The 23,830-nt window shown below is 49.3% G+C and carries 30 protein-coding genes, 1 rRNA gene and 1 pseudogene; 6 read left to right on the top strand and 26 right to left on the bottom strand.

The genetic code is table 11. From position 1 onward, the window contains the following. A pseudogene (locus UCI88_RS11475) lies at window positions 1-117 on the top strand (IS30 family transposase); the annotation flags it as partial. A 34-nt stretch (window positions 118-151) separates the two neighbouring features. On the opposite strand, the gene UCI88_RS04880 reads toward UCI88_RS11475, so the two are convergent. The 10 genes from UCI88_RS04880 to UCI88_RS04835 all read right to left on the bottom strand — a co-directional run bounded on the left by UCI88_RS04880 (window position 152) and on the right by UCI88_RS04835 (window position 9,425). Then, entirely contained in the window at window positions 152-421 is a 270-nt protein-coding gene (locus tag UCI88_RS04880) for a TIGR04076 family protein (RefSeq protein WP_256180381.1), read from the bottom strand. Between the two features lie 94 nt (window positions 422-515). Continuing rightward, on the bottom strand, window positions 516-1,280 hold the full coding sequence (locus UCI88_RS04875; protein ID WP_256180382.1) for a TatD family hydrolase: 765 nt from the start codon (window positions 1,278-1,280) through the stop codon (window positions 516-518). Next, entirely contained in the window at window positions 1,280-3,223 is a 1,944-nt protein-coding gene (gene metG / locus UCI88_RS04870) for a methionine--tRNA ligase (protein ID WP_256180383.1), read from the bottom strand. Before metG ends, UCI88_RS04875 begins: the two co-directional genes overlap by 1 nt. A 36-nt stretch (window positions 3,224-3,259) precedes the next feature. Beyond that, window positions 3,260-4,105, bottom strand: coding sequence for a 16S rRNA (cytidine(1402)-2'-O)-methyltransferase (rsmI, locus tag UCI88_RS04865; RefSeq protein WP_256180384.1), 846 nt, complete (start codon window positions 4,103-4,105; stop codon window positions 3,260-3,262). A 44-nt stretch (window positions 4,106-4,149) separates the two neighbouring features. Then, window positions 4,150-4,881: a tRNA1(Val) (adenine(37)-N6)-methyltransferase gene (locus tag UCI88_RS04860; protein WP_256180385.1), complete on the bottom strand. Its 732-nt coding sequence runs from the start codon at window positions 4,879-4,881 to the stop codon at window positions 4,150-4,152. After that, window positions 4,871-5,716, bottom strand: coding sequence for a PSP1 domain-containing protein (locus tag UCI88_RS04855; protein WP_256180386.1), 846 nt, complete (start codon window positions 5,714-5,716; stop codon window positions 4,871-4,873). The genes UCI88_RS04860 and UCI88_RS04855 overlap by 11 nt, the downstream gene beginning before the upstream one ends. Continuing rightward, entirely contained in the window at window positions 5,717-6,706 is a 990-nt protein-coding gene (locus tag UCI88_RS04850) for a DNA polymerase III subunit (RefSeq protein WP_256180387.1), read from the bottom strand. A gap of 102 nt (window positions 6,707-6,808) precedes the next feature. Next, window positions 6,809-7,498 (bottom strand): dTMP kinase, encoded by a 690-nt coding sequence (locus UCI88_RS04845; RefSeq protein WP_256180388.1) that lies wholly within the window; start codon window positions 7,496-7,498, stop codon window positions 6,809-6,811. Continuing rightward, window positions 7,488-8,957 carry an aminotransferase class I/II-fold pyridoxal phosphate-dependent enzyme gene (locus tag UCI88_RS04840; protein WP_044505245.1) on the bottom strand — a complete coding sequence of 490 codons (1,470 nt, stop codon included), beginning with the start codon at window positions 8,955-8,957 and terminating at the stop codon, window positions 7,488-7,490. Before UCI88_RS04840 ends, UCI88_RS04845 begins: the two co-directional genes overlap by 11 nt. A gap of 12 nt (window positions 8,958-8,969) precedes the next feature. Beyond that, window positions 8,970-9,425, bottom strand: a complete 456-nt coding sequence (locus UCI88_RS04835) for an NUDIX hydrolase (RefSeq protein ID WP_225068691.1) — start codon at window positions 9,423-9,425, stop codon at window positions 8,970-8,972. A gap of 224 nt (window positions 9,426-9,649) precedes the next feature. Here UCI88_RS04835 and UCI88_RS04830 point away from each other — a divergent pair, with 224 nt between their 5' ends. Both UCI88_RS04830 and UCI88_RS04825 read left to right on the top strand, forming a co-directional pair. Beyond that, on the top strand, window positions 9,650-10,489 hold the full coding sequence (locus tag UCI88_RS04830; RefSeq protein WP_044505221.1) for a pyridoxamine kinase: 840 nt from the start codon (window positions 9,650-9,652) through the stop codon (window positions 10,487-10,489). Window positions 10,490-10,588: 99 nt separating this feature from the next. Next, entirely contained in the window at window positions 10,589-11,149 is a 561-nt protein-coding gene (locus tag UCI88_RS04825; RefSeq protein ID WP_044505222.1) for a biotin transporter BioY, read from the top strand. 35 nt (window positions 11,150-11,184) lie between these two features. Here UCI88_RS04825 and UCI88_RS04820 read toward each other — a convergent pair whose 3' ends face one another. The 13 genes from UCI88_RS04820 to UCI88_RS04760 form a co-directional block, all read right to left on the bottom strand. Then, window positions 11,185-12,156 (bottom strand): alpha/beta hydrolase, encoded by a 972-nt coding sequence (locus UCI88_RS04820; RefSeq protein WP_256180389.1) that lies wholly within the window; start codon window positions 12,154-12,156, stop codon window positions 11,185-11,187. Window positions 12,157-12,356: 200 nt separating this feature from the next. Then, a complete protein-coding gene (locus UCI88_RS04815) occupies window positions 12,357-12,914 on the bottom strand; it encodes an NAD(P)H-dependent oxidoreductase (RefSeq protein WP_256180390.1) in 558 nt (185 codons plus the stop codon). Between the two features lie 42 nt (window positions 12,915-12,956). Further along, entirely contained in the window at window positions 12,957-13,436 is a 480-nt protein-coding gene (locus UCI88_RS04810) for a flavodoxin (RefSeq protein WP_256180391.1), read from the bottom strand. A 315-nt stretch (window positions 13,437-13,751) separates the two neighbouring features. Then, entirely contained in the window at window positions 13,752-14,120 is a 369-nt protein-coding gene (gene rplL, locus UCI88_RS04805; RefSeq protein ID WP_044505054.1) for a 50S ribosomal protein L7/L12, read from the bottom strand. A gap of 61 nt (window positions 14,121-14,181) precedes the next feature. Continuing rightward, window positions 14,182-14,739 carry a 50S ribosomal protein L10 gene (gene rplJ, locus UCI88_RS04800; protein WP_044505053.1) on the bottom strand — a complete coding sequence of 186 codons (558 nt, stop codon included), beginning with the start codon at window positions 14,737-14,739 and terminating at the stop codon, window positions 14,182-14,184. Window positions 14,740-14,914: 175 nt separating this feature from the next. Then, complete coding sequence (rplA, locus tag UCI88_RS04795) at window positions 14,915-15,631, bottom strand: 50S ribosomal protein L1 (RefSeq protein ID WP_044505051.1); 717 nt, start codon at window positions 15,629-15,631, stop codon at window positions 14,915-14,917. Between the two features lie 56 nt (window positions 15,632-15,687). Beyond that, on the bottom strand, window positions 15,688-16,113 hold the full coding sequence (rplK, locus tag UCI88_RS04790; RefSeq protein WP_044505050.1) for a 50S ribosomal protein L11: 426 nt from the start codon (window positions 16,111-16,113) through the stop codon (window positions 15,688-15,690). Window positions 16,114-16,202: 89 nt separating this feature from the next. Next, window positions 16,203-16,742: a transcription termination/antitermination protein NusG gene (gene nusG, locus UCI88_RS04785; protein ID WP_065359595.1), complete on the bottom strand. Its 540-nt coding sequence runs from the start codon at window positions 16,740-16,742 to the stop codon at window positions 16,203-16,205. A gap of 15 nt (window positions 16,743-16,757) precedes the next feature. Continuing rightward, on the bottom strand, window positions 16,758-16,991 hold the full coding sequence (gene secE, locus UCI88_RS04780) for a preprotein translocase subunit SecE (RefSeq protein WP_044505048.1): 234 nt from the start codon (window positions 16,989-16,991) through the stop codon (window positions 16,758-16,760). A 47-nt stretch (window positions 16,992-17,038) separates the two neighbouring features. Beyond that, entirely contained in the window at window positions 17,039-17,188 is a 150-nt protein-coding gene (gene rpmG / locus UCI88_RS04775) for a 50S ribosomal protein L33 (protein ID WP_014015374.1), read from the bottom strand. Between the two features lie 213 nt (window positions 17,189-17,401). After that, window positions 17,402-17,758 carry an HI0074 family nucleotidyltransferase substrate-binding subunit gene (locus UCI88_RS04770; RefSeq protein ID WP_044505045.1) on the bottom strand — a complete coding sequence of 119 codons (357 nt, stop codon included), beginning with the start codon at window positions 17,756-17,758 and terminating at the stop codon, window positions 17,402-17,404. 209 nt (window positions 17,759-17,967) lie between these two features. Next, window positions 17,968-18,153, bottom strand: a complete 186-nt coding sequence (locus tag UCI88_RS04765) for a ferredoxin (RefSeq protein ID WP_044505044.1) — start codon at window positions 18,151-18,153, stop codon at window positions 17,968-17,970. Window positions 18,154-18,382: 229 nt separating this feature from the next. Then, window positions 18,383-18,655 carry a heavy-metal-associated domain-containing protein gene (locus UCI88_RS04760; RefSeq protein WP_256180392.1) on the bottom strand — a complete coding sequence of 91 codons (273 nt, stop codon included), beginning with the start codon at window positions 18,653-18,655 and terminating at the stop codon, window positions 18,383-18,385. Between the two features lie 301 nt (window positions 18,656-18,956). Here UCI88_RS04760 and UCI88_RS04755 point away from each other — a divergent pair, with 301 nt between their 5' ends. Together UCI88_RS04755 and UCI88_RS04750 are read left to right on the top strand one after the other, a co-directional pair. Further along, the gene (locus UCI88_RS04755; protein ID WP_330024074.1) at window positions 18,957-19,544 is read left to right on the top strand and encodes an APC family permease; all 588 of its coding nucleotides are present in this window, start codon (window positions 18,957-18,959) and stop codon (window positions 19,542-19,544) included. Continuing rightward, window positions 19,519-20,223 (top strand): APC family permease, encoded by a 705-nt coding sequence (locus tag UCI88_RS04750; protein ID WP_330024073.1) that lies wholly within the window; start codon window positions 19,519-19,521, stop codon window positions 20,221-20,223. The genes UCI88_RS04755 and UCI88_RS04750 overlap by 26 nt, the downstream gene beginning before the upstream one ends. Before the next feature lie 221 nt (window positions 20,224-20,444). Here the strand turns inward: UCI88_RS04750 and UCI88_RS04745 are convergent, their stop codons facing one another. Further along, window positions 20,445-21,092, bottom strand: a complete 648-nt coding sequence (locus UCI88_RS04745; RefSeq protein ID WP_230198114.1) for a flavodoxin family protein — start codon at window positions 21,090-21,092, stop codon at window positions 20,445-20,447. Window positions 21,093-21,263: 171 nt separating this feature from the next. Between UCI88_RS04745 and UCI88_RS04740 the strand changes: the two genes are divergently transcribed. Beyond that, window positions 21,264-21,590: a winged helix-turn-helix transcriptional regulator gene (locus tag UCI88_RS04740; RefSeq protein ID WP_044505038.1), complete on the top strand. Its 327-nt coding sequence runs from the start codon at window positions 21,264-21,266 to the stop codon at window positions 21,588-21,590. Here the strand turns inward: UCI88_RS04740 and eno are convergent. After that, window positions 21,581-22,876 (bottom strand): phosphopyruvate hydratase, encoded by a 1,296-nt coding sequence (gene eno / locus UCI88_RS04735; protein WP_256180393.1) that lies wholly within the window; start codon window positions 22,874-22,876, stop codon window positions 21,581-21,583. The genes UCI88_RS04740 and eno overlap by 10 nt on opposite strands. Window positions 22,877-23,706: 830 nt before the next feature. Then, window positions 23,707-23,823, bottom strand: a 5S ribosomal RNA gene (gene rrf / locus UCI88_RS04730). Window positions 23,824-23,830 lie beyond the last annotated feature (7 nt).

Below are 23,830 nucleotides of genomic sequence, written 5' to 3'. Positions count from 1 at the left end.
GTGTCTTCTCAAACCATTGCGATGATTGAACGCTGGATCAATGAACTGCCTCGAAAAATCTTTGCTTACGAAGATGCTGAATCTAAATTTCAGGCCGAATTGTCTCGAGTGTCCTAATTGGTATTGCAATTAACCATAAAAATTTTCTCCCTTACTCGACGACCTTAGCCTTAAACACCAGGGCCACGTCGGCATCAGAGCAGCAGAATTCCGCTTCTCCTTCAGGCTGTCCCGGAAGTGTCCCGCCATAGCGCAGAATATCGATATAGGGAAAGGCACAGTGCATGGCCATGGGGCAGATTTTTCCCCGTTCGGTGTCATAATCAAAGGTTTCGCCAATATGATGGCCGCGATGACAGCCCATAGGCCCTAATTTTCCCGTAACACTCAATTCGATTTTTGGTCTCTTTCCTCTTTCCATAAGCGACAGCTCCTTTCTCATATTCCGTAAAATAAAAAGACGCAGGACGGGAAATCAACGATGATATCCGCCCCGCGTCCACAGTTTATACTATTTAAATATTAAACAGCCGCCGACCATTTTCCGAAGTAATACGAGCCGCTTCTTCCACACTTATATGGCGAAGGGCCGCCAGTTCTTCTGCCACATAGCGGACATAGGCCGGTTCATTGCGCTGGCCGCGATGGGCCTGAGGCGTCAGGTACGGGCTGTCCGTTTCGATGAGGATTCTCTCTAAGGGCAGGTTTTCAGCGACGCGTCTGGCCCGCTTAGAATTCGGATAGGTCAAGGGGCCGTCAAAACCAAAGTAAAAGCCCATACGAAGCAGTTCAGCCGTCATTTCAAGGCTTCCGGAGTAACAATGGAAGACGCCGCGGATGCCCTTGCCGTACTGGCGAAGGATATCCAACGTATCGCCGTGTGCCTCGCGGTCATGGATAATAATCGGCACGTCGAGCTCGACGGCGAGCCTCACCATGTCGATGAACACGGCCTGCTGAACGGAACGCTCCGGCTCCGGCCAATGGTAGTCCAAGCCCACTTCGCCGATAGCGACGACCTTTTTCTCACCGCGCACCCATTGACGAAGTCTCTCTGCATCTTCCGGCGTTACCGTAGCCGCCAGTTCCGGGTGAATGCCGACGGCGGCATAGACTCCGTCACAAGAATTGGCCAAGTCGATGCAGGCGCGAGACGTCGCCATATCCGTCGCCGGACAGAGCATCAAGCCGACGCCGGCCGCGGCCGCCCGAGAAAGAATTTCCCGGCGCTCTGTATCGTAAGCACTGTCATTGAGATGGCAGTGTGTATCGAAAAGCATTACCGTACGCGGCTGCCGGGAGCCATGCCGTCGACAAAGGCTACCTGCAGATTATCGTTGCCGTCGGAGGCAGCCAGGAGCATCCCCTTCGATTCAACACCGCAGAGTTTGACCGGCTTCAAGTTGGTGACGACGATGACGCAGTGACCGATAAGGTCTTCCGGTTTATAGTACAGGGAAATGCCGCTGACGATCTGGCGCGTTTCCACACCGAGGTCGACTTGCAGTTTCAGCAGTTTTTTCGCTTTAGGAACTTTTTCACAGGCTACGATTTTGCCGACGCGAAGGTCGACTTTACCGAAGTCATCGATGGTGATTTCCGGTTTTACCGGTTCCTGAGCTGCCGGGCAGACCGGAGCTGATTCTTCCTTCTTGTCGGTTTTAGCTTCAGCAATCTCTTCGTCTAAGTCGTAACGCGGGAAGAGAGCCTGCCCTTTTTCAACCTTCGTATCAGCCGGATAGAGGCCCCACTGCTGGGCATCCTGAAGGTTTGCCTTGGAAAAATCACCAAGACCCAACTGATGCCACATATCGGCAGCGCTGACGGGAATGAAGGGACTGACCAAGGCCGCGATGATACGCTGTGCTTCGATCAAATTGTACAGGACCGTCTGCAGGCGCTGAGCCTTCGCTTCATCCTTAGCGAGGACCCACGGCGTCGTTTCGTCGATATATTTATTGCTGCGGCGAATAAGCGTCCATACGTCGTTAATGGCATCGTTGATCTTCATGTCGTCCATAAAGGTTTCAAACTGCTTTGCCGTTTCAACGGCGCAGACTGCTAAATCATCGTCAACGGGTTCTTTCACCGTCGGACCGGCGACGACGCCGCCTTCGTATTTTTCGACCATGGCCAGGGTACGCTGCAAGAGGTTGCCTAAGTCGTTGGCAAGGTCGGAATTGATGCGGTTGATAAAGGACGGCAAGGAGAAGTTACCATCTTGGCCGAGGCGGATTTCTTTCAGTAAGTAATACCGAAGTGCATCGGCGCCGTAGCGGTCGATCAAAGGAATTGGATCGACGACATTTCCCAAGGATTTACTCATCTTCGTCCCATCGACGATGAGCCAGCCGTGACCGAAGACCTTTTTGGGAATCGGCAGGCCGCAGCTCATGAGCATGATCGGCCAGATGATGCTGTGGAAGCGAACGATTTCCTTACCGACCAGATGGAGGTCAGCCGGCCAGAATTTTTTGAACTTTTCAGGATCGTCGAGGTAGCCTGCAGCCGTTACGTAGTTGACCAAGGCGTCGAACCAGACGTAGACGACGTGCTTCGTATCCCAAGGTACTTTGATGCCCCAGTCGAAGGACGTACGGGAAACACAGAGGTCTTCGAGCCCGCTTTTAACGAAGGAAATCATTTCGTTGCGTCGCGATTCCGGCTGGATGAAATCAGGGTTTTCGTCAATAAATTTCAGCCACTTATCGGCGTATTTATTCATCTTTAAGAAATAGGCTTCTTCCGAGACGAGTTCCAACGGCCGGCCGCAGTCGGGGCAGATGTGTTTGCCTTCGGGCAGCTTATTTTCCGGCCAGAAGGTTTCACAGGGCGTACAGTACCAGCCCTTATATTCGCCTTTATAGATATCGCCATTATCGTAGGATTTCTGCATCAAGGCCTGAACGACTTTTTCATGGCGTTTTTCCGTCGTGCGGATAAAGTCATCATTGGAGATATTCAGTTTTTTCCACAACTCTTGGAAGAGCGATACGATTTCATCGACGTATTCGATGGGCTTCACGCCTTTTTCTTCAGCGGCCCGCTGAATCTTCTGGCCATGTTCGTCAGAACCGGTCAGGAAAAAGACGTCATCGCCGCGCAGGCGGTGGAACCGAGCCAGCGAGTCGGCAATCGTCGTGCAGTACGTGTGCCCAATGTGAAGTTTGGCGCTTGGATAGTAAATCGGTGTGGTGATATAATACTTTCTTTTTTCAGACATGGGATTTTCCCTCCTATACCGACAAATGAGCCGGTGTTATAAACTAAGCGCAGCCTGGTATACACTACGTTTGGGCACGCCGCACCGTCTGGCGACAGTCCGGACAGCCTCTTTCTTATCAACGCCCTGTTCCATCAGTTCCCGGACCAGGGCTGCATAATCAACATTTTCAGTGTTGGCCTCTTCGGCCGTTTTTGTCATCCCTTCGACAAGGATGACGAATTCACCGCGCGTTCCCTGCTCGGAAAGGGCGGCTTGAAGGTCGCTGAGATGTCCATGGAGATACTGTTCATACCGCTTGGTCAGCTCCCGGCAGAGGACGGCCTTTCGGTCGCCCAGGACTTCCTGCATTTCACCCAATACCTGCCGAATGCGGTGAGGGGCTTCATAGAAAATAAGCGTCCCCTCATAGGCTTCCACGGACTGGATTGCCGGCAGGCGATGTTTCTGGGTTTTCGGCAAAAAACCGACAAAGGTGAACCTCGTCGTATCCATACCGGAAGCGATGAGTCCCGTAAGGCCGGCATTGGCCCCCGGAAGAGGCACGATGGAAATATCGGCTTCCAAGGCCAAACGGACCATGTCACTGCCGGGGTCGCAAATAGCCGGCATGCCGGCATCACTGACCAGAGCAATCATCAGGCCGTCTTTCAATTTCTCGATAAGCTGCGGCCCTTTTTCGGCTTTATTATGTTCGTGATAGCTCGTAAGGGGCGTATCGATATCATAAGCCATGAGCAGCTGTTTCGTATGACGCGTATCTTCAGCGGCAATGAGGTCAGCTTCTCGCAGGCAGCGTACCGTGCGGTACGTAATGTCCTCTAAATTTCCGATTGGCGTCGGGCAGAGATAGAGCGTCCCCTTTTGAAAAACTTCCGGCATAATACTCCTTTCACAGAAAAAAGACGGCTTTAAAGGACACCGCCTTATCTTCCATATAAGCGATCCACAGCGTCACTATAACTTCCATCGGCCTTATGGACGATGAGCGGCGGCAGGACAGACAGGCCCTTCCCGCCTCCGTGAATGCCTTCGACGAGGAAAAGCTTCGCTTCTTTATCGGGGCGACCATGAATCAACTGCAAAACCTTTGGTTCAATATCGCGGGCCCGCAGGGCTTCTAAAATATCCGCCATCCGTTCGGTAATATGAACCATGCGAAAACGGCCGTGATACTTCAAGGCGTATTTCGCCGCATCGAGGACGTCGTCTAAGGAGGCTGTTTCTTCATGGCATGCCCTCCGGATGCCGTCGACGTCACTGTAAGCCCCGCGGCTTTTTTCCCGGTAAGGCGGATTGGCATAGACGGCTGAAAAGGCACCTGACGGCGACCATTCCCGAATTCGGCGATAATCGCCTTGTACGATGCGGATGCGGTCGTCCCGGCCGTTTAAGACCACATTGCGGCCGGCGATATCGGCCATGACGGGGTTAAATTCGACCCCCGTCAAATTCCCTGCCCCGCGAGCCGTCAAAATCAAGGGAATGGCCGCCGTGCCCGTCCCCAAATCGAGGGCCGGTCCCCGAGGAACGGCGCCAAAGTGAGCTAATAAAACAGTGTCTATAGAAAAACAGAACTGATCGTCCCGCTGAATGACCTTCATCCCGTCGAGGACCAGATCATCCAGCCGTTCATGGGGACCAAGCTCAATTTTCATGATCCACTTCCCCTACATCAGACCAGGATACATTGATATTATGGCCCGATTCGAGCTGTACTTTGACAGTCTTATCTTTCATATGAACCCGCAGGACCGTGCCGACGCCTTCATCAGTCATGACCCGTTTTCCCACAGCCGGCGGTTTCTGCTGCTCACAGCCTTTCTGCTGGCAGTTGCAGCATTTCAGCTCGCCCGATGTATAGAGCTGGTTTTCATAGCGCAGGCAGCACATGAGGCGGCCGCAGATACCCGAAATTTTCGTCGGGTTCAAGGACATGCCCTGCCCCTTGGCCATGCGGATCGACACGGGCTTAAAGTCGCCCAGGAAGGTCGCGCAGCACAAGGGGCGGCCGCAGTAGCCGATGCCGCCGATCATCTTAGCTTCATCGCGAAGGCCGATCTGACGCAGTTCGATACGAGTCCGAAAGACGGAAGCCAAATCGCGGACGAGTTCGCGGAAGTCGATACGGCCGTCGGCCGTAAAGAAGAATATGATCTTCCCCATGTCGAAGGTATAGTCGACATCGATGAGCTTCATCGGCAGTTTATGCTTGGCAATCTTGGTCAGGCAGATGCCGAAGGCTTTCTTCTCCCGTTCTTTATTTCGCTCAACTTGGCGCAAATCCTTGGCCGTAGCCTTGCGGATAATCGGTTTGAGCGGCTGGACGACTTCCGAATCCTCGACGTCCCGCGGCGGAATGACGACATTGCCGAATTCCATGCCCCGCGCCGTTTCTACGATGACTCCATCATCCAAGGCGAGCTCAATCTTATCGGGATCAAAATAATATATCTTTCCAGCAGGTTTAAAACGCACACCTACAACGATCACTTAAAATCCTCCTTTGAGCCGTATCGTCTGGAGACTGACATAGTCCCAAACTAAGCGGACATTGACATGGCGCGTCACCGCTTCCAGCGCCTCATGAAGCACTGACGACACGGCAAAGACGGCATCATCCGTCCAGTACGGCAGTAATTCGGTCATATCGGAGATATAACCTTTTAAACGGACATATTCCCGGCCGGCTCCGCTGCGGAGAACGGCCATGTCCCGCAGCAACAGACTAATCCAGCCTAAGATTTCCGTCGTATCACTATCGGTCAAATTAGCCGATACGACAAGCCATTTCGAATAAGGACAGGCATGTTTGGCCATAATCGTTAAGAAGTCCACAGCAAAGTGTGCTTTCTCCGTTCCATGCCCGTCGAGATAACGAAGAACGGTGCGGACAATACCGCCGCCCCACAGGATGGCGTCGTCCAAATTACCGCCGCCCCGATGAAGACGCTGCAGCCCTTCCCTCATTTCATCGTCACCGACGGGATCGAAGGTAAGGGTAACGCAGCGCGACAGAATCGTCGGCAACAGCAAATCAGGCTGATCCGTCACCAGAATGAAACAGACACCGGACGGCGGCTCTTCCAAGGTCTTCAGCATGCGGTTGGCAAATTCCACATTCATCGTCTCTACGTGGTCGATAATGCAAATCCGGCGCCGACCTCGTTCGCCTTGGAGGGCCAGTTTCGCCTGAAGCTGGCGAAATTGATCGACCTTCAACATGGCACCCATAGGAGCCAAATAAAAAACGTCATCGCCGTCGGCAATAAGGGCTTCATCGCCTGCCGGTGCCAAATCGCGAAAGACGGGACGGCCGGCCAAGGCGGAGGCGACGGCAATGGCCATCAGAGTCTTGCCGATACCGGCAGGGCCGGCGAAAATCATGGCATGAGGGAGGCGGTCTTCATCGATGAGACGAGCCAATTTTCGCTTCAACCGGCCATGGCCGATGATCGTATCAAACAAGGTCTCATCCATCATTTTCACCTCCCTATTAAGAAATACCTTAATAACTTATTATATTAAAAAATCCCTCTAAAGTCTAGTATTTTCAACGCCTGACAGGTCTCCATCCGACCGAATCTATTTTTTGACAAGGGCAATCCCGGTGTCCAAAACGCAGCGGTATACATCGTCATGAATTTCCTCTATCGGACGGAGTTGTCCGCCTTCGGCGCAGGCAATCCTCACCCAGCCATAGCGAGTCGCCAATTCATCATAAGCGGCGTGACATTTGGCCAGAAACTGCCCGTTTTTTTCATGGATATCTCCGGTCTCGCCGCCTGTTTTTCCGACGCGGTCAGCCATGAGCCCTTGGGTTACCGCTAAAGGTACGTCGAGGAGAAATACAGCATCCGGCTCAGGCAGTCCCATCTTACGGAATTCAAAATCTTCGAGCCAGTCAAGGTAGGCCTTACGCCGGGCCGCATCATCGATCTTGATCATTTGATAGAGCATATTGCTCGTCGTATAACGGTCGGCAATGACGATACCGCCCTGATCATAAAAGGCCTTCCATTTCATTTGATAGGATGCAAAGCGGTCGACGGCAAAAAAAGCGGACGCGGCATAGGGGTTGACGGCGTCCGCATCGCGGCCGAAGTCGCCGCGCAAATACATCTTCACGAGGGCACTGGAATCGCTGTCATAATCGGGATAGCTCACGGCCATGACGGGATAGCCGTCTTTCTTCAGATGTTCCGTCAAGAGTTTGGTCTGCGTCGCCTTGCCGCTTCCATCGCCGCCTTCAATAATAAATAATTTACCCTTCATGGGAATCCTCCTTCTGTACGCGTATCGTCCGCAGCGTCCCGTCAGCCGGACCGTTTGGTTTATAGCCATGGGCCATCTTATAGCGGATATACTGTTGGCACGCCTCCGTAATAAATTCTCCTGCCGCCAACACGGGGATGCCCGGCGGATAAAAAGTAACCGTTTCAGCAGCAATACGCCCACAGGCAGCCTCAAAGGGTATCGCTTCCACAGGACCGTTCCAAACCATTCGCGGCGCTGCGGCAACCTGGGGAATCGGAAGGGGCGGCTCTGCACTGGGAGCGGACTGACAACGGGGGCGACCGTCGGCAATAGCCCGGCAGGCATCGATCAGGGCTTGGGCCGTTTCCATCGTATCGCCAAGGGTAATCAGGGCCAATACGTGATTGCCTGCAATCAGTTCGACTTCGATGCCCTGCTTTCGCAGTTCTTTTTCCGCTTCGATGCCGTCGAGGCCGACGCCGGAAAAATCGATGGTGATCTTCGTTTCATCAAAACCGGTGACGATAGAGCCGTCTACGATATCCCGTCCAAAGGACGACAGCCCTTGGATGGCATTGATTTCCCGACGCACATACCGGGCCAGTTCCAAGGCCCGTCCCAACAGCTCCGGCCCATGAAGAGCCAACTGCTGCCGAGCACTGTCGAGGGAGGCCAAGAACCAATAATGAGGACTCGTCGACTGAACGACAGACATAGACGCCGCCAAGCGATCGCTTAAGGGAAATCCTTGTCGACAATGAAGCATCGATGTCTGGGTCAAAGAGCCGGCCATCTTGTGCGTGCTTTGGGCAACGCAGTCGGCACCGCATTGCAGGGCTTCTTTGGGAAAGTCCGGATGAAAGCCCAAGTGAGCCCCATGGGCTTCATCGACAAGGACAAAGAGACCTTTCTCGTGAGCATAAGCCGCCATGGCCTCCAAATTGCCGGCGATTCCGTCGTAAGTCGGATAGGTAAAAACGACGGCCTTGGCGCTCGGGTGAGCCTTGACAGCCTTTTCTAAAGACGATACATCCGGCCCCAGCGATACCTGGTGCTTTTCATCAAACAGGCTTTCCATATAGACCGGCACAGCACCGCTCAAGACGAGGCCGCTGATGACGCTCTTGTGCGCTTCTCGGGGAATAATGATTTCATCGCCGTCACGGCAGACTGCTAAAACCATGGCTTCAATGCAAGCCGTCGTCCCATTGATGGAAAAAAAGGTTCTCCCGGCACCATAAAGATCAGCCGCTAAGTCCATCGCCTCTTTCAACGGCCCTTCCGGCTGAAATAAATCATCGAGGGCATACATGACGCCAAGGTCTCTTGAAAGGGCCGGTCCAAAAAGTTTCTCTTGGTAGTCCGAAATTCCCTGCCCCAACTTATGTCCCGGCGTATGATAGGCCTTCATATGCAGCCGACAATAGTTTTCCAGGGCTTCCACAAAAGGAGCCCGCTGTTGTTGTTCTCTATTCATAAAAACCTCATATCATATATGGTCTAAAAAGCCGCGCAGTAAGGCATGACTTTTCTCATAAGAAAATTGTTTCATCTGTTTCAATGATTGCTGCAGCGATTCCTGCAGGCGATAGGCCGAAAGTTCTTCCGGCTTCACCCAACGATAATCCCGATGCTCATCGGATACGACAACCTGCTCCGCATCAGCCATAGCCGTAAAAATGACGCCATTTAAAAATTGCCCGTCAGCCTTCTGGTAGCTCCAAATACCGGCCGGCGCTTCCAAGGTGATGGACAGACCCGTTTCTTCCTGAACTTCCCGCCGGAGCCCGACTTCAAAATCCTCATGAAAGAGCAGTCCTCCTCCGGGAAATTCCCAAGGATGCCGGCCTTCTATATCATTTTTCTGCAAGAGCAGCAGCTTGCCGTCGTGAAAGACCATCGCCTTGACACTGAGTCCCATCAAGACATTCCTTTCCTGCGCCATACGATCAACTCCTTATCCCTACTTCGCCTACAGTTTGAAAATTTCGATTACCTTTAATTATATCATAACCGCGCCAATAAGCTTACAGGAAAATCCACAAAAGCCCTCTGCGCCCCTTTAAAATACCAGTGCATAGAGGACAGAATCCCTTTTATCTGTCTTATTTACACCTTGCAGTATATAGGTTAAAATTATAGTACAGTTTACTTAGAGGAGGTCTTTCTATGACAACCAAACGCGTCCTTGCGATTCACGATTTATGTTCTTTTGGCCGCTGCTCACTTACGGCGGCAATTCCGGTCATCTCCGCCATGGGATTTCAGGTCTGCCCTTTTCCAACGGCTATTTTCAGCAATAATCTGACCTACGGCGATTTCACATTTTCCGATTTTACGCCCCATATGACGGAGTTTATGGATAAATGGCAAAAATTAGGCTATGAATACGACGCCATTTACAGCGGATTTTTAGCCGACGCCGGTCAAATCGAAGTCGTTTCCGATGCCATTTCCCGCTTTGCCAAAGATGACAGTCTCATCGTCGTTGACCCGGCCATGGGTGACAACGGCAATCTCTACCCGGTCTTCACACCGGCTATCGTTCCGGAAATGCGAAAACTCATTGCCAAGGCCACGGTAATTACACCGAATTATACGGAAGCCTGTTTATTAGCCGGGGTTCCCTACAGTGAAGACCTTCCGAAGACGACGGAAATGCTTGAGTTGTGCAAAACGCTCTCCGATATGGGCCCCAAAAAGATTGTCATCACCAGTGTCGCCAGCGACTTAGATACCACCAAAATCGTCAGTTACGATACGACGACGGCCTCCTTTGACGAATATCCGGTCCACCGCCTTCCCTTCAGCACCTGTGGAACGGGTGACCTCTTTACCAGTGTCCTTACCGGCGCTCTGCTCCAAGGGACGATGCTCCATGCCGCCATCAAAAGGGCTGCTGACTTCCTGAGCTATGCCATCGAATATACCCATAAAGCCGGAAGCGATCCCCGTGAAGGCGTCCAAGTCGAACCCTGCTTAGGGAAATTACTGAAAGACGAATTGTAAACCATGATTTTAATTCAATAAGTTGACCTTAAAGGCACTGTTTGCTATAATACACTTTGTGTAACGAGTCCTGTATTTATAGTAAGGAGTGCTTTTATCATGTCCGAGTCACGAGAAAAGACGATGCGCCTGACACACATCGCCTTGTTGATTGCAATGAACTGTATCTCTGCTTATCTGATTATCCCCCTGCCCTTTTCTCAGTCGCCCCTGGCCCTGCAGACGCTGATCGTCAACTTAGTGGCCTTCCTCTTACCGCCAAAAGACGCTGCCATCACCATGCTGGCCTATATCGGCATCGGCCTCATCGGCGTCCCCGTATTCACCGGCGGCACCTCCGGTCCGGGTAAGATGTTCGGACCCACCGGCGGATATATCTGGGCTTATGTCGTCGCCGTCTACCTCATGTCGATGTTAAAAGGGAAAACATATAACTTCAAGCGCTATTCCCTCGTCGCCATCATCATCGGAATTCCCGTCATCTATCTTGGCGGCGTCCTGCAGCTCCACGGCGTCACTGAAATGCCTTGGAGTGCTGTCATCACCAGTGGCGTCCTGCCCTTTATCCCCTTAGACATCGTAAAAAGCATCTTAGCAGCCGCCCTGGCAAGGCCCTTGCTCGATATTACGGCCATAAAAAATGCAGTGCCAAAAAATTAGGCAAAAAGCCCATCGCGAGATGGGCTTTTGTCGTATTAGAAATGGCTTTTAGCAAAAGTTCCGATTTCCTGCAGGGACGCAACGGAAGCATCGAGATCCGGTAGGCAGAGGGCAAAGTCATGGGGCATATCAGGATAGACGGTCATCGTCACTTCAACGCCGTCGTCGACGGCTTTTTCCATAAACTTCTGATTTTCCGTCAGGAATATTTCATGACCGCCGGTCTGAATCAGCATCGGCGGCAGCCCTTTCAAATCGGCATGAATCAGCGATAACCTCGGGTCAGAGAGGGACAATGTCCCGGCATAAGACGGCTCTTTGACAGCCTTATTGAGCGGCGTCCCACGGCCTAAAATCTTATCCTTACGGTCATTATAGGTCCGCGAAGCCGCAGCCGTACTGAAATCCGTCCATGGTGACTGTAGGACTAACAGTCGGGGCAAGGCATTTTGATGGTCCCGCAAATAAAGCACAAGGGCAACGGCCAGATTTCCGCCGGCCGAATCGCCGACTAACACGATATTTTCAGCCTTAATGCCGCTGTCAAGGAGATAGTTATAAGCCGCAATGGCATCGTCAAGGGCAGCCGGATAGATGTAGTTCGGCGCTAACCTATAATTAACACAATAAGCCTCTTTAGCATCCATCAAGGCCGCCTGCTTCAGGGCCATGAGTCGATGACCGTCACTCATGCCGAGGACATAACCGCCGCCGTGGAGTTGTAAGAGCACCTTATCGGAATCAGAATTCGTATTCGTATACTTCTCGACGACGATACCACTGACGGTCACATCCTGTCGCTGCCAGCCATCAGGCAAAACGAAAGGCTTCTGATTGCGGCCGGTAAAGAGGTCGCCTGCGGTCTTTTCAATATATTGCTGCTGAGCCTGTCGCTCCAAGATCAGGCCATGTTGCGGCAGGTAAAGCCCCTCGGCTGAAGCAGTCAAATTCATGGCAATCAGGCAGACACCGATCGCTGAAATCTTCAGTACCTTCTTATGCAACATAACAACACACCCTCCCTCCGTGATGAAAAAACGATTCACATATGTTCTTATTTTACCATTGAACGGCCGCTCTAAGTCAAGGCGGAAAGCGGAGAACCAAAGTATGTTTCCACAAAAAAAGAAGTACCGCACCGCTATGGGCGACACTTCTTTTCCTCTTTTTAGAAAAACAGAGCAGCAACGAGGGCTGTCGTCAAAAATTACGCTGTAATTTCTTGAATACGGCCGATGAGTTTTTCTGCATACTCCCGAGCAGCCTGTTTCTGAGCCTCAACAGCCATTTCATCATCGCGAGTGGTATAGCCGACACCATGGACGTAGAGAGCACCCTGGTAATCAAGACCGCAAAGGTTCGCCGTTGCCGGAAATATTTCAAGCATCTTTTGGATATCGCCAATGGCGCCTTCGCCGCCGGTATAGGCTTCTGCCGGGGCCCCTGTCGTAAAGGATACGAGCAGCTTTTTCCCACCGAGTTTCGCCTTAGAGCCATGGGAAAAGCCATGAAGGAAGACTTCGTCGAGCCACTTCTTCATGAGCCAGGGCAGAGAATACCACCAGAAGGGAAACTGCCACACGATGAGGTCGGCGGCCAGTAAGGACTTCTGTTCCGCTTCTACATCGATATTCGCTGTCGGGTAGAGCTGATCCAGCTTGCGGATTTCAGCATCCGGAAGGGCCTTTTCAAGCTCGTCCAGAATCACCTTATTGGCAACGGACGTCGAGAGATCGGGATGGCCGGAAATAATCAAAGTTTTCATATTATCTTCGCCTTTCATGGATAAAAGAAGTACGAAATCTAGTTACTGACTGTTTTTCACAGCCCATTCCTTCAGTTCACCGGCAGATACGTTGTTCGGAAAGCGTTTTCCCACAGCGACAGAGGCCCCCGATGCTAAGGCCTGCATGTTCTTACCGGAATCTCCAATAGGACTCATGCCGGACGTAGCAAAAGGAACGACCTTTTTACCACTAAAATCATAGCTTTCCATAAAAGTATCGATAATCGATGGTTCCCGATACCACCAGACCGGAAAGCCCACAAAGACCACGTCATACTGACTCATATTTACGACCTTTTCGGCAATAGCCGGACGGCTTCCTGGATCCTTAGATTCTATGGAACTGCGGCTTTCTGAATTCTGCCAGTTAAGGTCCGCTGAGCTATAGGGCACTTCCGGTTTTATTTCAAAAATATCGGCTCCAATCGCTTCAGAAAGTTTTACGGCAACCTTTGCCGTCACACCGCTGGCGCTAAAATAGGCGACTAATGCTTTATTCATGATAGATTCCTCCTCTATTACATCGAATAGGATACTTGATTGGTCAATGATAGATTTTTCATATCAATCATGGCGATCATATCACCACTTAAGATCAGTCTATCATTCATGGGCATTCATGTCTAATACCTATCGCAAATCGCCAGAAATGCGTTTATCGTATTTCTATGCAATAAATCAAAGGTAGCGAAAATAAATATACCTCGATTTCAATTTCTAGAAATGTTAGTATCAAAGTAGTATCAAACACACCTATTGTAAACGAAAAAATCCCTGCAACCACAGGTTGCAGGGATCGTAATTTCAAAAATGAAATTATTTGAGTTCGACCGTAGCGCCGGCTTCTTCGAGCTGAGCTTTGAGAGCTTCAGCGTCAGCTTTAGCAACGCCTTCTTTGACCGGTGCAGGAGCGCCGTCAACGAGAGCTTTAGCGTCTTTCAAGCCGAGGCCCGTAACTTCACGGACAACTTTGATAACGCCGATTTTTTTGTCGCCAGCAGAAGCGAGGATGACGTCGAATTCAGATTTTTCTTCAGCAGCAGCACCGCCAGCAGCCGGAGCAGCAGCAACGGCAACCGGAGCAGCAGCGGAAACGCCGAATTTTTCTTCCATGTCTTTTACGAGTTCGGAAAGTTCGAGAACGGTCATGTTTTCAATGGCCTGCATGATTTCTTCTTTAGTCATTTTGAAATACCTCCATAGTATCAGTTTTTAAGTTTGTTTTTATTAGTTATAGTAAGCTAAATTAAGCAGTTTCTTGTTCTGCTTTCTTAGCGCGTACAGCGTCAAGCACATAAACCATGTTGCGAATATTGCCCTGGAGTACGTTGACGAAGCCGGAGATCGGTGCCTGCATGCTGCCGACCAATTTCGCGAGAAGTTCTTCGCGGCTCGGCAAGCTTGCCAAAGCATCAACAGCTGCAGCATCAATTACCTGGCCGTCGACGATGCCTGCTTTTACAGACAGCGCTTCGGTCTTTGTTTCTTTGATGAATTCTTTCAGGATCTTAGCCGGAGCTACGGCATCTTCCGTAGAATAAGCGATAGCCGTCGGGCCTTCAAGAACTGCATCCAATGCATTGTAGCCGAGTTCGTCTGCAGCAATGCGAGTCAAAGTATTTTTGATAACTTTGTAGTCGACACCGCCTTCGCGGAACTTACGGCGAAGTTTCGTGACATCAGCAACGGTAAGGCCGGTGAAACCAACGAAAACAGCGCCCTGTGCGGACTGCATTTTTTCTTTCATTTCTTCGACAACCGCGGCTTTTGCCGGGGAAACCGGATGATTTGCAAATGTGGACATGAGTTTGATACACCTCCTTGAATTAGGATTTATATCGTCTTAGCAATCAAAAACGGCCTCATGGACAAACCACGAGGCCGAACTAGTCAAAGTCAGATATCTGCTAGTTTCATAGCCTCAGATGGCGGACATAGTGTCCATTATACATACCTTCAGTCTACAGCTAAGAGAGATATTAATTTTCTTCTTTCTTGGCAGCACCTTTAATGCTGAACTGATTGATGTGAACGCCAGGGCCCATCGTGGAGCTAACCGTGATGGATTTGATGTACTGGCCTTTTGCGCCCGACGGTTTAACTTTGATGAGCGTATCAACCAAAGCCGTCAAGTTATCAATCAATTTATCTGCATCGAAAGACTTTTTGCCGATAGAGGAGTGAATATTGCCGGCTTTATCCGTGCGGTATTCAACTTTACCAGCTTTGCTTTCGCTAACAGCTTTTGCAACGTCCATCGTAACAGTACCAACCTTCGGGTTAGGCATGAGGCCTTTAGGACCGAGGATTTTACCGAGACGACCGACTTTACCCATCATATTCGGAGTAGCGATTGCTACATCGAATTCGAGCCAGCCACCCTGGATCTTTTCTACAAGATCATCAGCACCGACAAAGTCAGCGCCGGCAGCTAAAGCTTCTTTTTCTTTATCGCCCTGTGCAAATACGAGGACCGTCTTGGATTTACCGGTGCCGTGAGGCAGTACCAAGGCGCCGCGGACCTGCTGATCGGCGTATTTCGGATCTACGTTAAGGTTTACAGCCAATTCAACGGTTTCATCGAATTTAGCCGTATCCATCTTTTTCAAGATGTCAATTGCTTCTGCAACATCATACTGTTTCTGTTTATCGAACAGTTTTGCAGCTTCGGCATATTTCTTGCCTACTTTTGCCATGTTTCTTCCTCCTTATGTGGTTTAGCGGGTTACCCCTTCCACGGGCAGACAGTCGATTAGTCGACGATGTCGATACCCATGCTGCGAGCGGAACCTTCAATCATTTTCATAGCAGCTTCAACGTCGTTAGCGTTGAGGTCCGGCATCTTAGTCGTTGCGATTTCGCGGACTTTGTCGCGGCTCAATTTAGCTACTTTTTTCTTGTTCGGTTCACCCGAAGCTTTGTCCAGACCAGCTGCTTTCTTCAATAAGACGGCAGCAGGCGGGGTTTTCGTAATGAAAGTGAAGGAACGGTCTTCATAGACGGTAATTTCGACAGGGATGATGAAGCCAGCCTGTTTAGCTGTACGTTCATTAAATTCCTTTACGAATGCCATGATGTTGACACCAGCCTGGCCTAATGCAGGGCCAATCGGAGGCGCCGGAGTTGCTTTACCAGCTTCACACTGGAGTTTTACCATTCTTGCTACTTTTTTTGCCATGGTGAGTTACACCTCCTTACATTACAAGATGTGGTCAAACGAATCGTAACGATTCTCCCACTCGCGGCAGAAAGCCGCATTAGAAGTATTTATTCCAGACCCTTCTCGATTTGAGAATAGTCGACTTCTACTGGAGTTTCACGGCCAAACATATTTACGAGGCCTTTAACGGTACCTTTTTCTTCATTGACCTCCGTGACAACGGCGATACAATTTTCAAAAGGCCCTTCGGTAATGCGCACTTCTTCGCCAACTTCGACAGAAATGTGCGTTTTCGGTTTGCTTTCTACTTCCTGTTTGCCCAGGATTCTTTCGACTTCCTTAGGTTCCAAGGGAATAGGTTTAGTAGCCGATCCGACAAAACCGGTGACACCGGGAGTATTGCGGACGACATACCAGGAACGGTCATTGACTTCCATTTCAATCAGGACATAGCCGGGGAATACTTTCCGTTTAACGGTCCGCTTTTTCCCGTCCTTTACGTCAATTTCGTCTTCCATAGGGATGAGGATTCGGTTGATGACGTTTTCCAAACCCATGGACTTGACCTTCTGTTCCAGCGTTTGTAGTACTTTATTTTCATAACCGGAATACGTATGGATGACATACCATTTCATATCTGCTTCCATTTAAGCACAGCCCTCCTATCCGACAGCAAGCTGGAATAACTTAAACAGCTGCGAGAACGCGCCGTCAGCCACACCAATGATTACCATTACGACGATGGTAGCAACAATGACCATAACCGTGTAGTTAATCAATTCCCTTTTTGTCGGCCAGATGACCTTCTTCATTTCTACCTTTACGCCAGATAAAAATGACTTGCCCGGGTTCTTCTTCTTATTCTTTTGTGCTGCTTTTTTAGCTGAAAGTGCCATATAACCTCTCACATCCAAATAAGATTAGCACAATCTTATTCAATCAATTATTTCGTTTCTTTGTGTAACGTTTCTTTTTTGCAGAACGGGCAGTATTTTTTCAGTTCCAAACGATCCGGATTATTCTTCTTATTTTTGTTCGTCCGGTAGTTGCGCTGTTTGCATTCTGTGCATGCCAAAGTGATAGCTGTACGCATTCCTTACACCTCTCTTAAAAATAGTCACAAGCCTAGTTGTACGTAAGACTGCCTTTATAATGTATCACAACAGCTACGTCTAAGTCAAGGAAATTTTTCTGTAACTTAAAAAAGCCAGGCGTTGGTGGACGCCTAACTTTTGTAATGATATCATCTTTTTCAACTTCCGTCAATACCTTCGTTTTAAATTTCTGCTGAAGGCGCCAATAAGGATTACAGTTCTTCCTGCAGCTGCGTTAAAGCCGGTACATAGGAATCCAAGATCCGCCGTACCCGGACATCGAGGGCATCTTCGCTGCCGAAACGCTCGCGAATCATAGCCAGCCACAAAGATTCATCGACAAAGAGGTACTGTTCATATGCCTCGGCAATAACTTCCTTCGGAGAGCCCATGGCAGACATCCCGAAGCCATCGCGCTTTAAGGCATCGCGAAAGACCGTCATCGCCAAGTCAAAGACGCCTTGATATAAATGGACGATGCCGTGGAGGATAAAAAGATTCGACAAGTCCTGCTGCTCGGCCTGCTGCAGCAATTGTAACTGTGCTGAAAAAGCCTGTCGCTCTGTCATCGTAAACCTCCTTCCAAACGCCAAAGAAGAGAAACGTCATGTCTTATATATAAGTATATATATATTATATCATATTCTACTTTATAAAAAAGCGAAAAGGGCTGCGCTGCCCTCTTATTACCGGGCTACAAAAAAGCACTGCCGGAAAACTCCGACAGTGCTTCTCTTCAAACCAAAAGTATATAAAGAGTATCGATCTTGAAACCGGGTTATGCTTCTTCAATGGCACCGGCCGGGCAGGAATTCATCGCGTCCTGAGCCGATTCATTCGTTGCTTCCGTAGCTTCAGCATAGGCTTCGGCCATACCCGTTTCATCGTTCATGCGGAATACTTCGGGACAAGTTCCGGCACAGAGACCACAGGCAATACAGGTATCGTTTACTTTATACTTCATAACAAATCACTCCTTTGTCCGAATCGTTACGATTCGAAATACTTGGGCGGGTAAGTTAATCCTTACTGTGCTTATAGTATACCCGCCGACCGGCAAAAGAGCGGTTGCATTTCCAACAAAAAGGCAAAAAGACAAGCTTTATAGAAAAAGAATTTTCTTCCATGAAGGCCCGTCATTTTAATTACATTTCGCTATATACTTTTAATCTTATGCATAAGATATTTGCTGATTAATTCGATTTTGGTATCGAAGAAACTTCCGTTGCCGTGTAGCCGGCGTTAACAATTGTTTTCAAAATCGCATCGTCGCTGACATCATCTCGGACGATGAGTTCCGCCTGACCTCGCATCAAATCAACTTTTACCTTTTCAATGCCATCGACGTCCTTAAGGGCTTCGGTCACGTGTTTTACGCAATTTTGGCAGACCATACCGGAAATTGCAACATATTTTTTCGTTCCCTCTACCTTATCTCCGTGGAATAAATGACTAAAAAATCCCATAGTTGCTATATCCCCCTCTATGTTTTATTCAAAAGAAATAAATTCTCATCATCAATATTATAAGATGTTCTCGTCCAACTGGCAAGGTGGATATTGTATACACGATTCCATATGTTAAAATTATATTGACGATACCTATAAATCATAGTAAAATGAAATCAGCTAAAACTTTATCTTATTAAATGTTTTTGTTATTTTTATTAAAAAAGGATGTGAGTGTATGTCATTTTTTCGAACGAAGTCCGTATCCCAATTGCAAGAAGATGCAAGTAGCTCAAAGCTAAGTAAGAATCTTAGCGTCATGGACCTCACCTTCTTAGGTGTTGGCGGCATCATCGGGGCCGGGGTCTTTGTCTTGACAGGTATTGCCGCAGCTCGCTATGCGGGGCCTGGCGTTGCTTTATCCTTTGTCATCGCTGGTTTCCTCTGTATTCTCGTAGGCTTAACGTATAGTGAATTTTCATCCTTCATCCCTGCTTCAGGCAGTGTTTATTCCTATACCTTTGCTTCTTTGGGTGAAGGGATGGCCTTCTTATGCGGCTGGTCACTAATTCTGGCATATACCGTTACCGCCAGTGCCGTTGCCGTCGGGTTCTCCGGCTATCTATCGGGCATGAGTGCATCCTTGGGATTTGTCATCCCCGATTATCTGCTCAAAACACCGGCTGAAGGCGGGATCGTCAATCTGCCATCCATCATTATCATCCTTTTGCTCTGCGCGGTACTCATTCGCGGCACCAAACAAAGTGCCAAATTAAACTTTGCACTGATTCTCGTCGCTTTAGCAGCTATCGTCGCCTTCGTCGTCACGGCTGCACCGCATGCTAATCCCGATAATCTCTCACCCTTTACGCCTTTCGGTCGTGTTCTTCTCGTACATGGGCTTTGACGCCGTTGCTACATCGGCTGAAGAATGTAAGAACCCGTCTCGTGACCTCCCCATCGGGATTATCTCTTCCATCGCCATTTGTATGGCCCTGTACATCGCCGTATCCCTGGCTCTGACAGCTGCCGTTAACTACACCCAGCTCGATACGCCGGAACCGGTTGCTTATGCCCTGCGTCTCCTCGGCTGGCCTGATCTTGCCAACCTCATCGCAATCGGCGTCTTAGCCGGTATCATTACGACCCTTATCGTTTACCTCTTCGGCCAGTCCCGTATCTTCTTTGCAGTCTCCCGCGACGGCCTCCTGCCGCAGCATCTCTGCAAGATTCATGATACGTACCACACACCGTACCTGATTACCATCGTTGGTTCGATCGTCATCGCCATCATCTCCGGCTTCGTCCCCTTGATGCACATCGTCGAATTATCCAACACCGGTACGCTGGCAGTATTCTTGATCAACTTTATCGGTATCGTCGCTATGCGCCGCAACCATCCGGAAATCCCGCGGAAATTCCGCTGCCCGATCCTTCCGATCATTGCTCCCATCGGCGTTATCGTCTGCTTCTACCTGATTTATGAACTGTCGCCGCTGACCCATATGCTCTTCATCGGCTGGCTCGTTCTCGGCTTGATCATTTACTACGGCTACAGCCGCAGCCACAGTCTTCTTAATAAATAAAGTTTAGCTTATCTCCCCCCCTGGTAAGTCAGACTTTTGTACGATAGCTTTACCTTATTTCTTTAATCTAGTAAAGCAGTGCAAAAATAGTCTAATTTAAATCAGTATTATGACAAAACGGTTGCTGTCCAAGAGTTCGTCCCTTAGGATAGCAACCGTTTTGTTATGCAAAGATTTAACGCGGTTCCCTTATCGAGTCATATCACACCTTAAGGTCAGCCTTAATGATTAAAATCGGTCCGATGGTCTGTTTCGATATGGTCGGCAAAAGTGCTTTCTGCCCCTTGTTTGGCAAAGCCCTTCAACATCCAAGCCATATTGCGGCCGATATTGCGCATGGTCTGAAGACCTTCCAAGTCATTGCGAACTTCATCGGGCGTCATGCCGTGAACCATGTTCCAATACGTAGACGGAACGACAGGCATGCTGGCAATGCCAAAGTATTTGTTCAAGACATCGACAGCCGCTGTCGTACCGCCGCGGCGGGCCGAAACGATGGCAGCTCCCGGTTTGCCGGCAAAGACCGGATAGAGTTCCCCAACAGCCGACGAGTAAAATACACGATTCAAGAAAGACAAGATCTGACCACTCGGATGGGCATAATAGACAGGAGAGCCAAAGATAAATCCGTCGGCATCTTTAGCTTTTTCCAAAAAGCGATTGACGGCATCGTCGTTATCATCTTTAAAGATACAGCCCTGGCCGTTACACTTATTACAGCCGATACAGTCACGCATGGGACGCGCCCCTAACTGGAAAATTTCATAGTCGACACCATTTTCCTTCAGCGTTTTGCCGACTTCCTCCAGCGCCGTACAGGTACAGCCATTGAGATGGGGACTTCCATTTACCATTAATACCTTCATCATTCGTTCCTCCTATTCTAATGCACGAAACAACGTGCTCGATGCTCTCATTATTATATGGACCGAAGATCAAAAAATCAACAATGCACTATTAAGTAAGGTACTATCCCAAAGGGAAGCATTGACTTCATTACTCTCTTTTTGTATCATTCTAATAGAAAGGAGTGTATAACGATGGACGAAAAATTGGCAGCAGTCAATGTCGAACCTTTTGCCTACGCCTGTTCCTTATTCAACGGAAAATGGAAAATGCACATCCTCTTTTGGCTGTGGAAAAAAGAAGTACTGCGCTATGGCGAACTAAAAAAAGCCCTGGGAAAGGTAACACACAAAATGTTATCCCAGCAGCTCAAGGAAATGGAAGCAGACGGCATCATTTATAGAAAAGAATATCCCCAGGTGCCGCCCAAAGTAGAATATGGGCTGACAACACTGGGGAAATCTCTTATGCCTATTTTACAGCAAGTTTGTACGTGGGGACAAGACCACTATCAGCGCTGAATACCGAAGGCCTGGAATCCGGGATAAATCCCTTTTCCGCCGAGTTCGTCTTCGATCTGCAGCAGGCGATTGTATTTGGCGACGCGTTCACTGCGGTTCGGTGCGCCCGTTTTAATCTGTGCCGTATTCAAAGCGACGGCCAAGTCTGCAATGGACGTATCTTCCGTTTCACCGGAACGGTGGGATACGATAGCCCGGTAACCGGAACGGTGAGCCAATTTAATGGCTTCCAGCGTTTCCGAAACGGAGCCGATCTGGTTCAATTTAATGAGGATAGCGTTGCCGCTGCCCTGAGCAATACCTTTGGCCAGGCGTTTCGTATTGGTAACGAATAAGTCGTCACCGACGAGCTGCACGCGCTGTCCCAAAGCCTCGGTCAGTTTAGCCCAGCCTTCCCAATCTTCTTCGTCAAGACCGTCTTCGATGGAGTAGATCGGATATGCATCGGACAGTTTCTTCCAATGAGCGATTAACTCATCCGTCGTGAAGGTCTGACCGCTCTTGGGCAGATGGTACTGGCCCTGTTTTTCGCCTTTCCATTCGCTGGCAGCTGCATCAATAGCCAATACGAAATCCGTACCCGGTTTGTAGCCGGCTTCTTCGATAGCTTTCAGGATGTACTGAATAGCTTCTTCATCGCTGGCGAGATTCGGAGCAAAACCGCCCTCGTCACCGACGGAAGTAGCCAGGCCTTTGCTCTTCAAGAGGGCAGCCAGTGCATGGTAGACTTCAGCGCACCAACGGAGGCCTTCATGGAAGGAAGGAGCGCCGGCCGGCATGATCATAAATTCCTGAACGTCAACCGTGTTGGCAGCATGAGCCCCGCCATTTAAGATGTTCATCATCGGTACGGGCAGGTAATTGCCGTTAACGCCGCCTAAGAAACGATGCAGGGGGATATCCAACGAAGCGGCAGCCGCTCTGGCAGTAGCCAAGGATACGGCCAAAATCGCATTGGCACCTAAACGGGATTTATCCGGCGTGCCGTCAGCATCGATCATCAATTTATCAATGCCATAGGTATCAAAAGGATCCTGTCCTTTCAATACGTCCTGCAATACCGTGTTGATGTTTTCAACGGCTTTGGTTACCCCTTTGCCGCCATAACGGCCCTTATCGCCGTCTCGAAGTTCAAGAGCTTCAAACTGGCCTGTCGATGCGCCGCTGGGAGCTGCGCTGCGGCCTACTGTGCCGTCAGACAAAATAACGTCAGCCTGTACGGTGGGGTTACCGCGAGAGTCCAAAATTTCACGACCAACAACTGCTTCAATACGAATGTTCTTCATTATTCAAAGCCCTCCTCTATATACATAAAAAATTAAGTAAATTCTATAGTGCTATTTAATTTGGTTATATTATACTATAGATGTCATGATTTTGCATAGTACTTTTTGAGAATCTTTATTATTATAAAATCAATACCGATGAAGTCTCGTTTAAAATAGAGGGAAATATGCATAAAAAAAGAGCACCGGCATTTGCCGGTGCTTCTTTCATTTTAACGGTGACGGATAGATTTTTCGACAAGATTGACGCGAAAACTTTCGGCGTTTACAGGTTTAGCTCTTATGTCGCGGACGGAAACATCAGGATGGGAGATGACAGCATCAATGGATTCAAACAAAAAGGGTAGCTTGGCATCTGTATAAAAATCTGTTTCTTAATGATTCTGTAATTCTGCGTAATTTTATCTTAAGGAATGGTTGGTAGTTCTGACGGAGGCTGTACGGAATTTTAAAAGGCGACACATAGATCTGACAACGGCAGTCTCGTTGTCTTCGGCATCCGTCAAAAAAAGCTGCTTCGAGACTCCCCCACCCACTCCGAAGTCAAGCTTCGGAGTAAGCGATTCAGTCAATTTTATGCGTCGCTTTCGGCTTCCATCGTTTAAAACACCATATTTCTGAGTCCTTTAAGCTAGTCACCTTACGGCTTCCAGCCCGGGATTTATCTGATTCCAGATTCCCTTACCCACTCCGAAGTTTCACTTCGGAGTAAGCGACTCACGAAGGTTTATGCGTCCCTTCGGTCCTTTAAACCTGGTTCGCTGCTTAAACCTGCTTCTCTGCTTAATATAAAAAAAAGAAGCACTTCATATCGAAGTGCTTCTTTGCTGAATCAGCGGCTTCCTATCCTCCCAGGGGGCCTCCCCCCAAGTACTTTCGGCGTTTGCGGCCTTAACTGCTGTGTTCGGCATGGGAACAGGTGGATCCCCGCAGCTATCGCCACTGAATTTATGT

It is taken from the genome of Megasphaera massiliensis (assembly GCF_036305205.1).
In the GTDB taxonomy this organism is placed as follows: Bacteria; Bacillota; Negativicutes; order Veillonellales; family Megasphaeraceae; genus Megasphaera; species Megasphaera massiliensis.
Note: the sequence above shows the minus strand (reverse complement) of the source record. Positions and strands in the feature narration are given on the sequence as shown.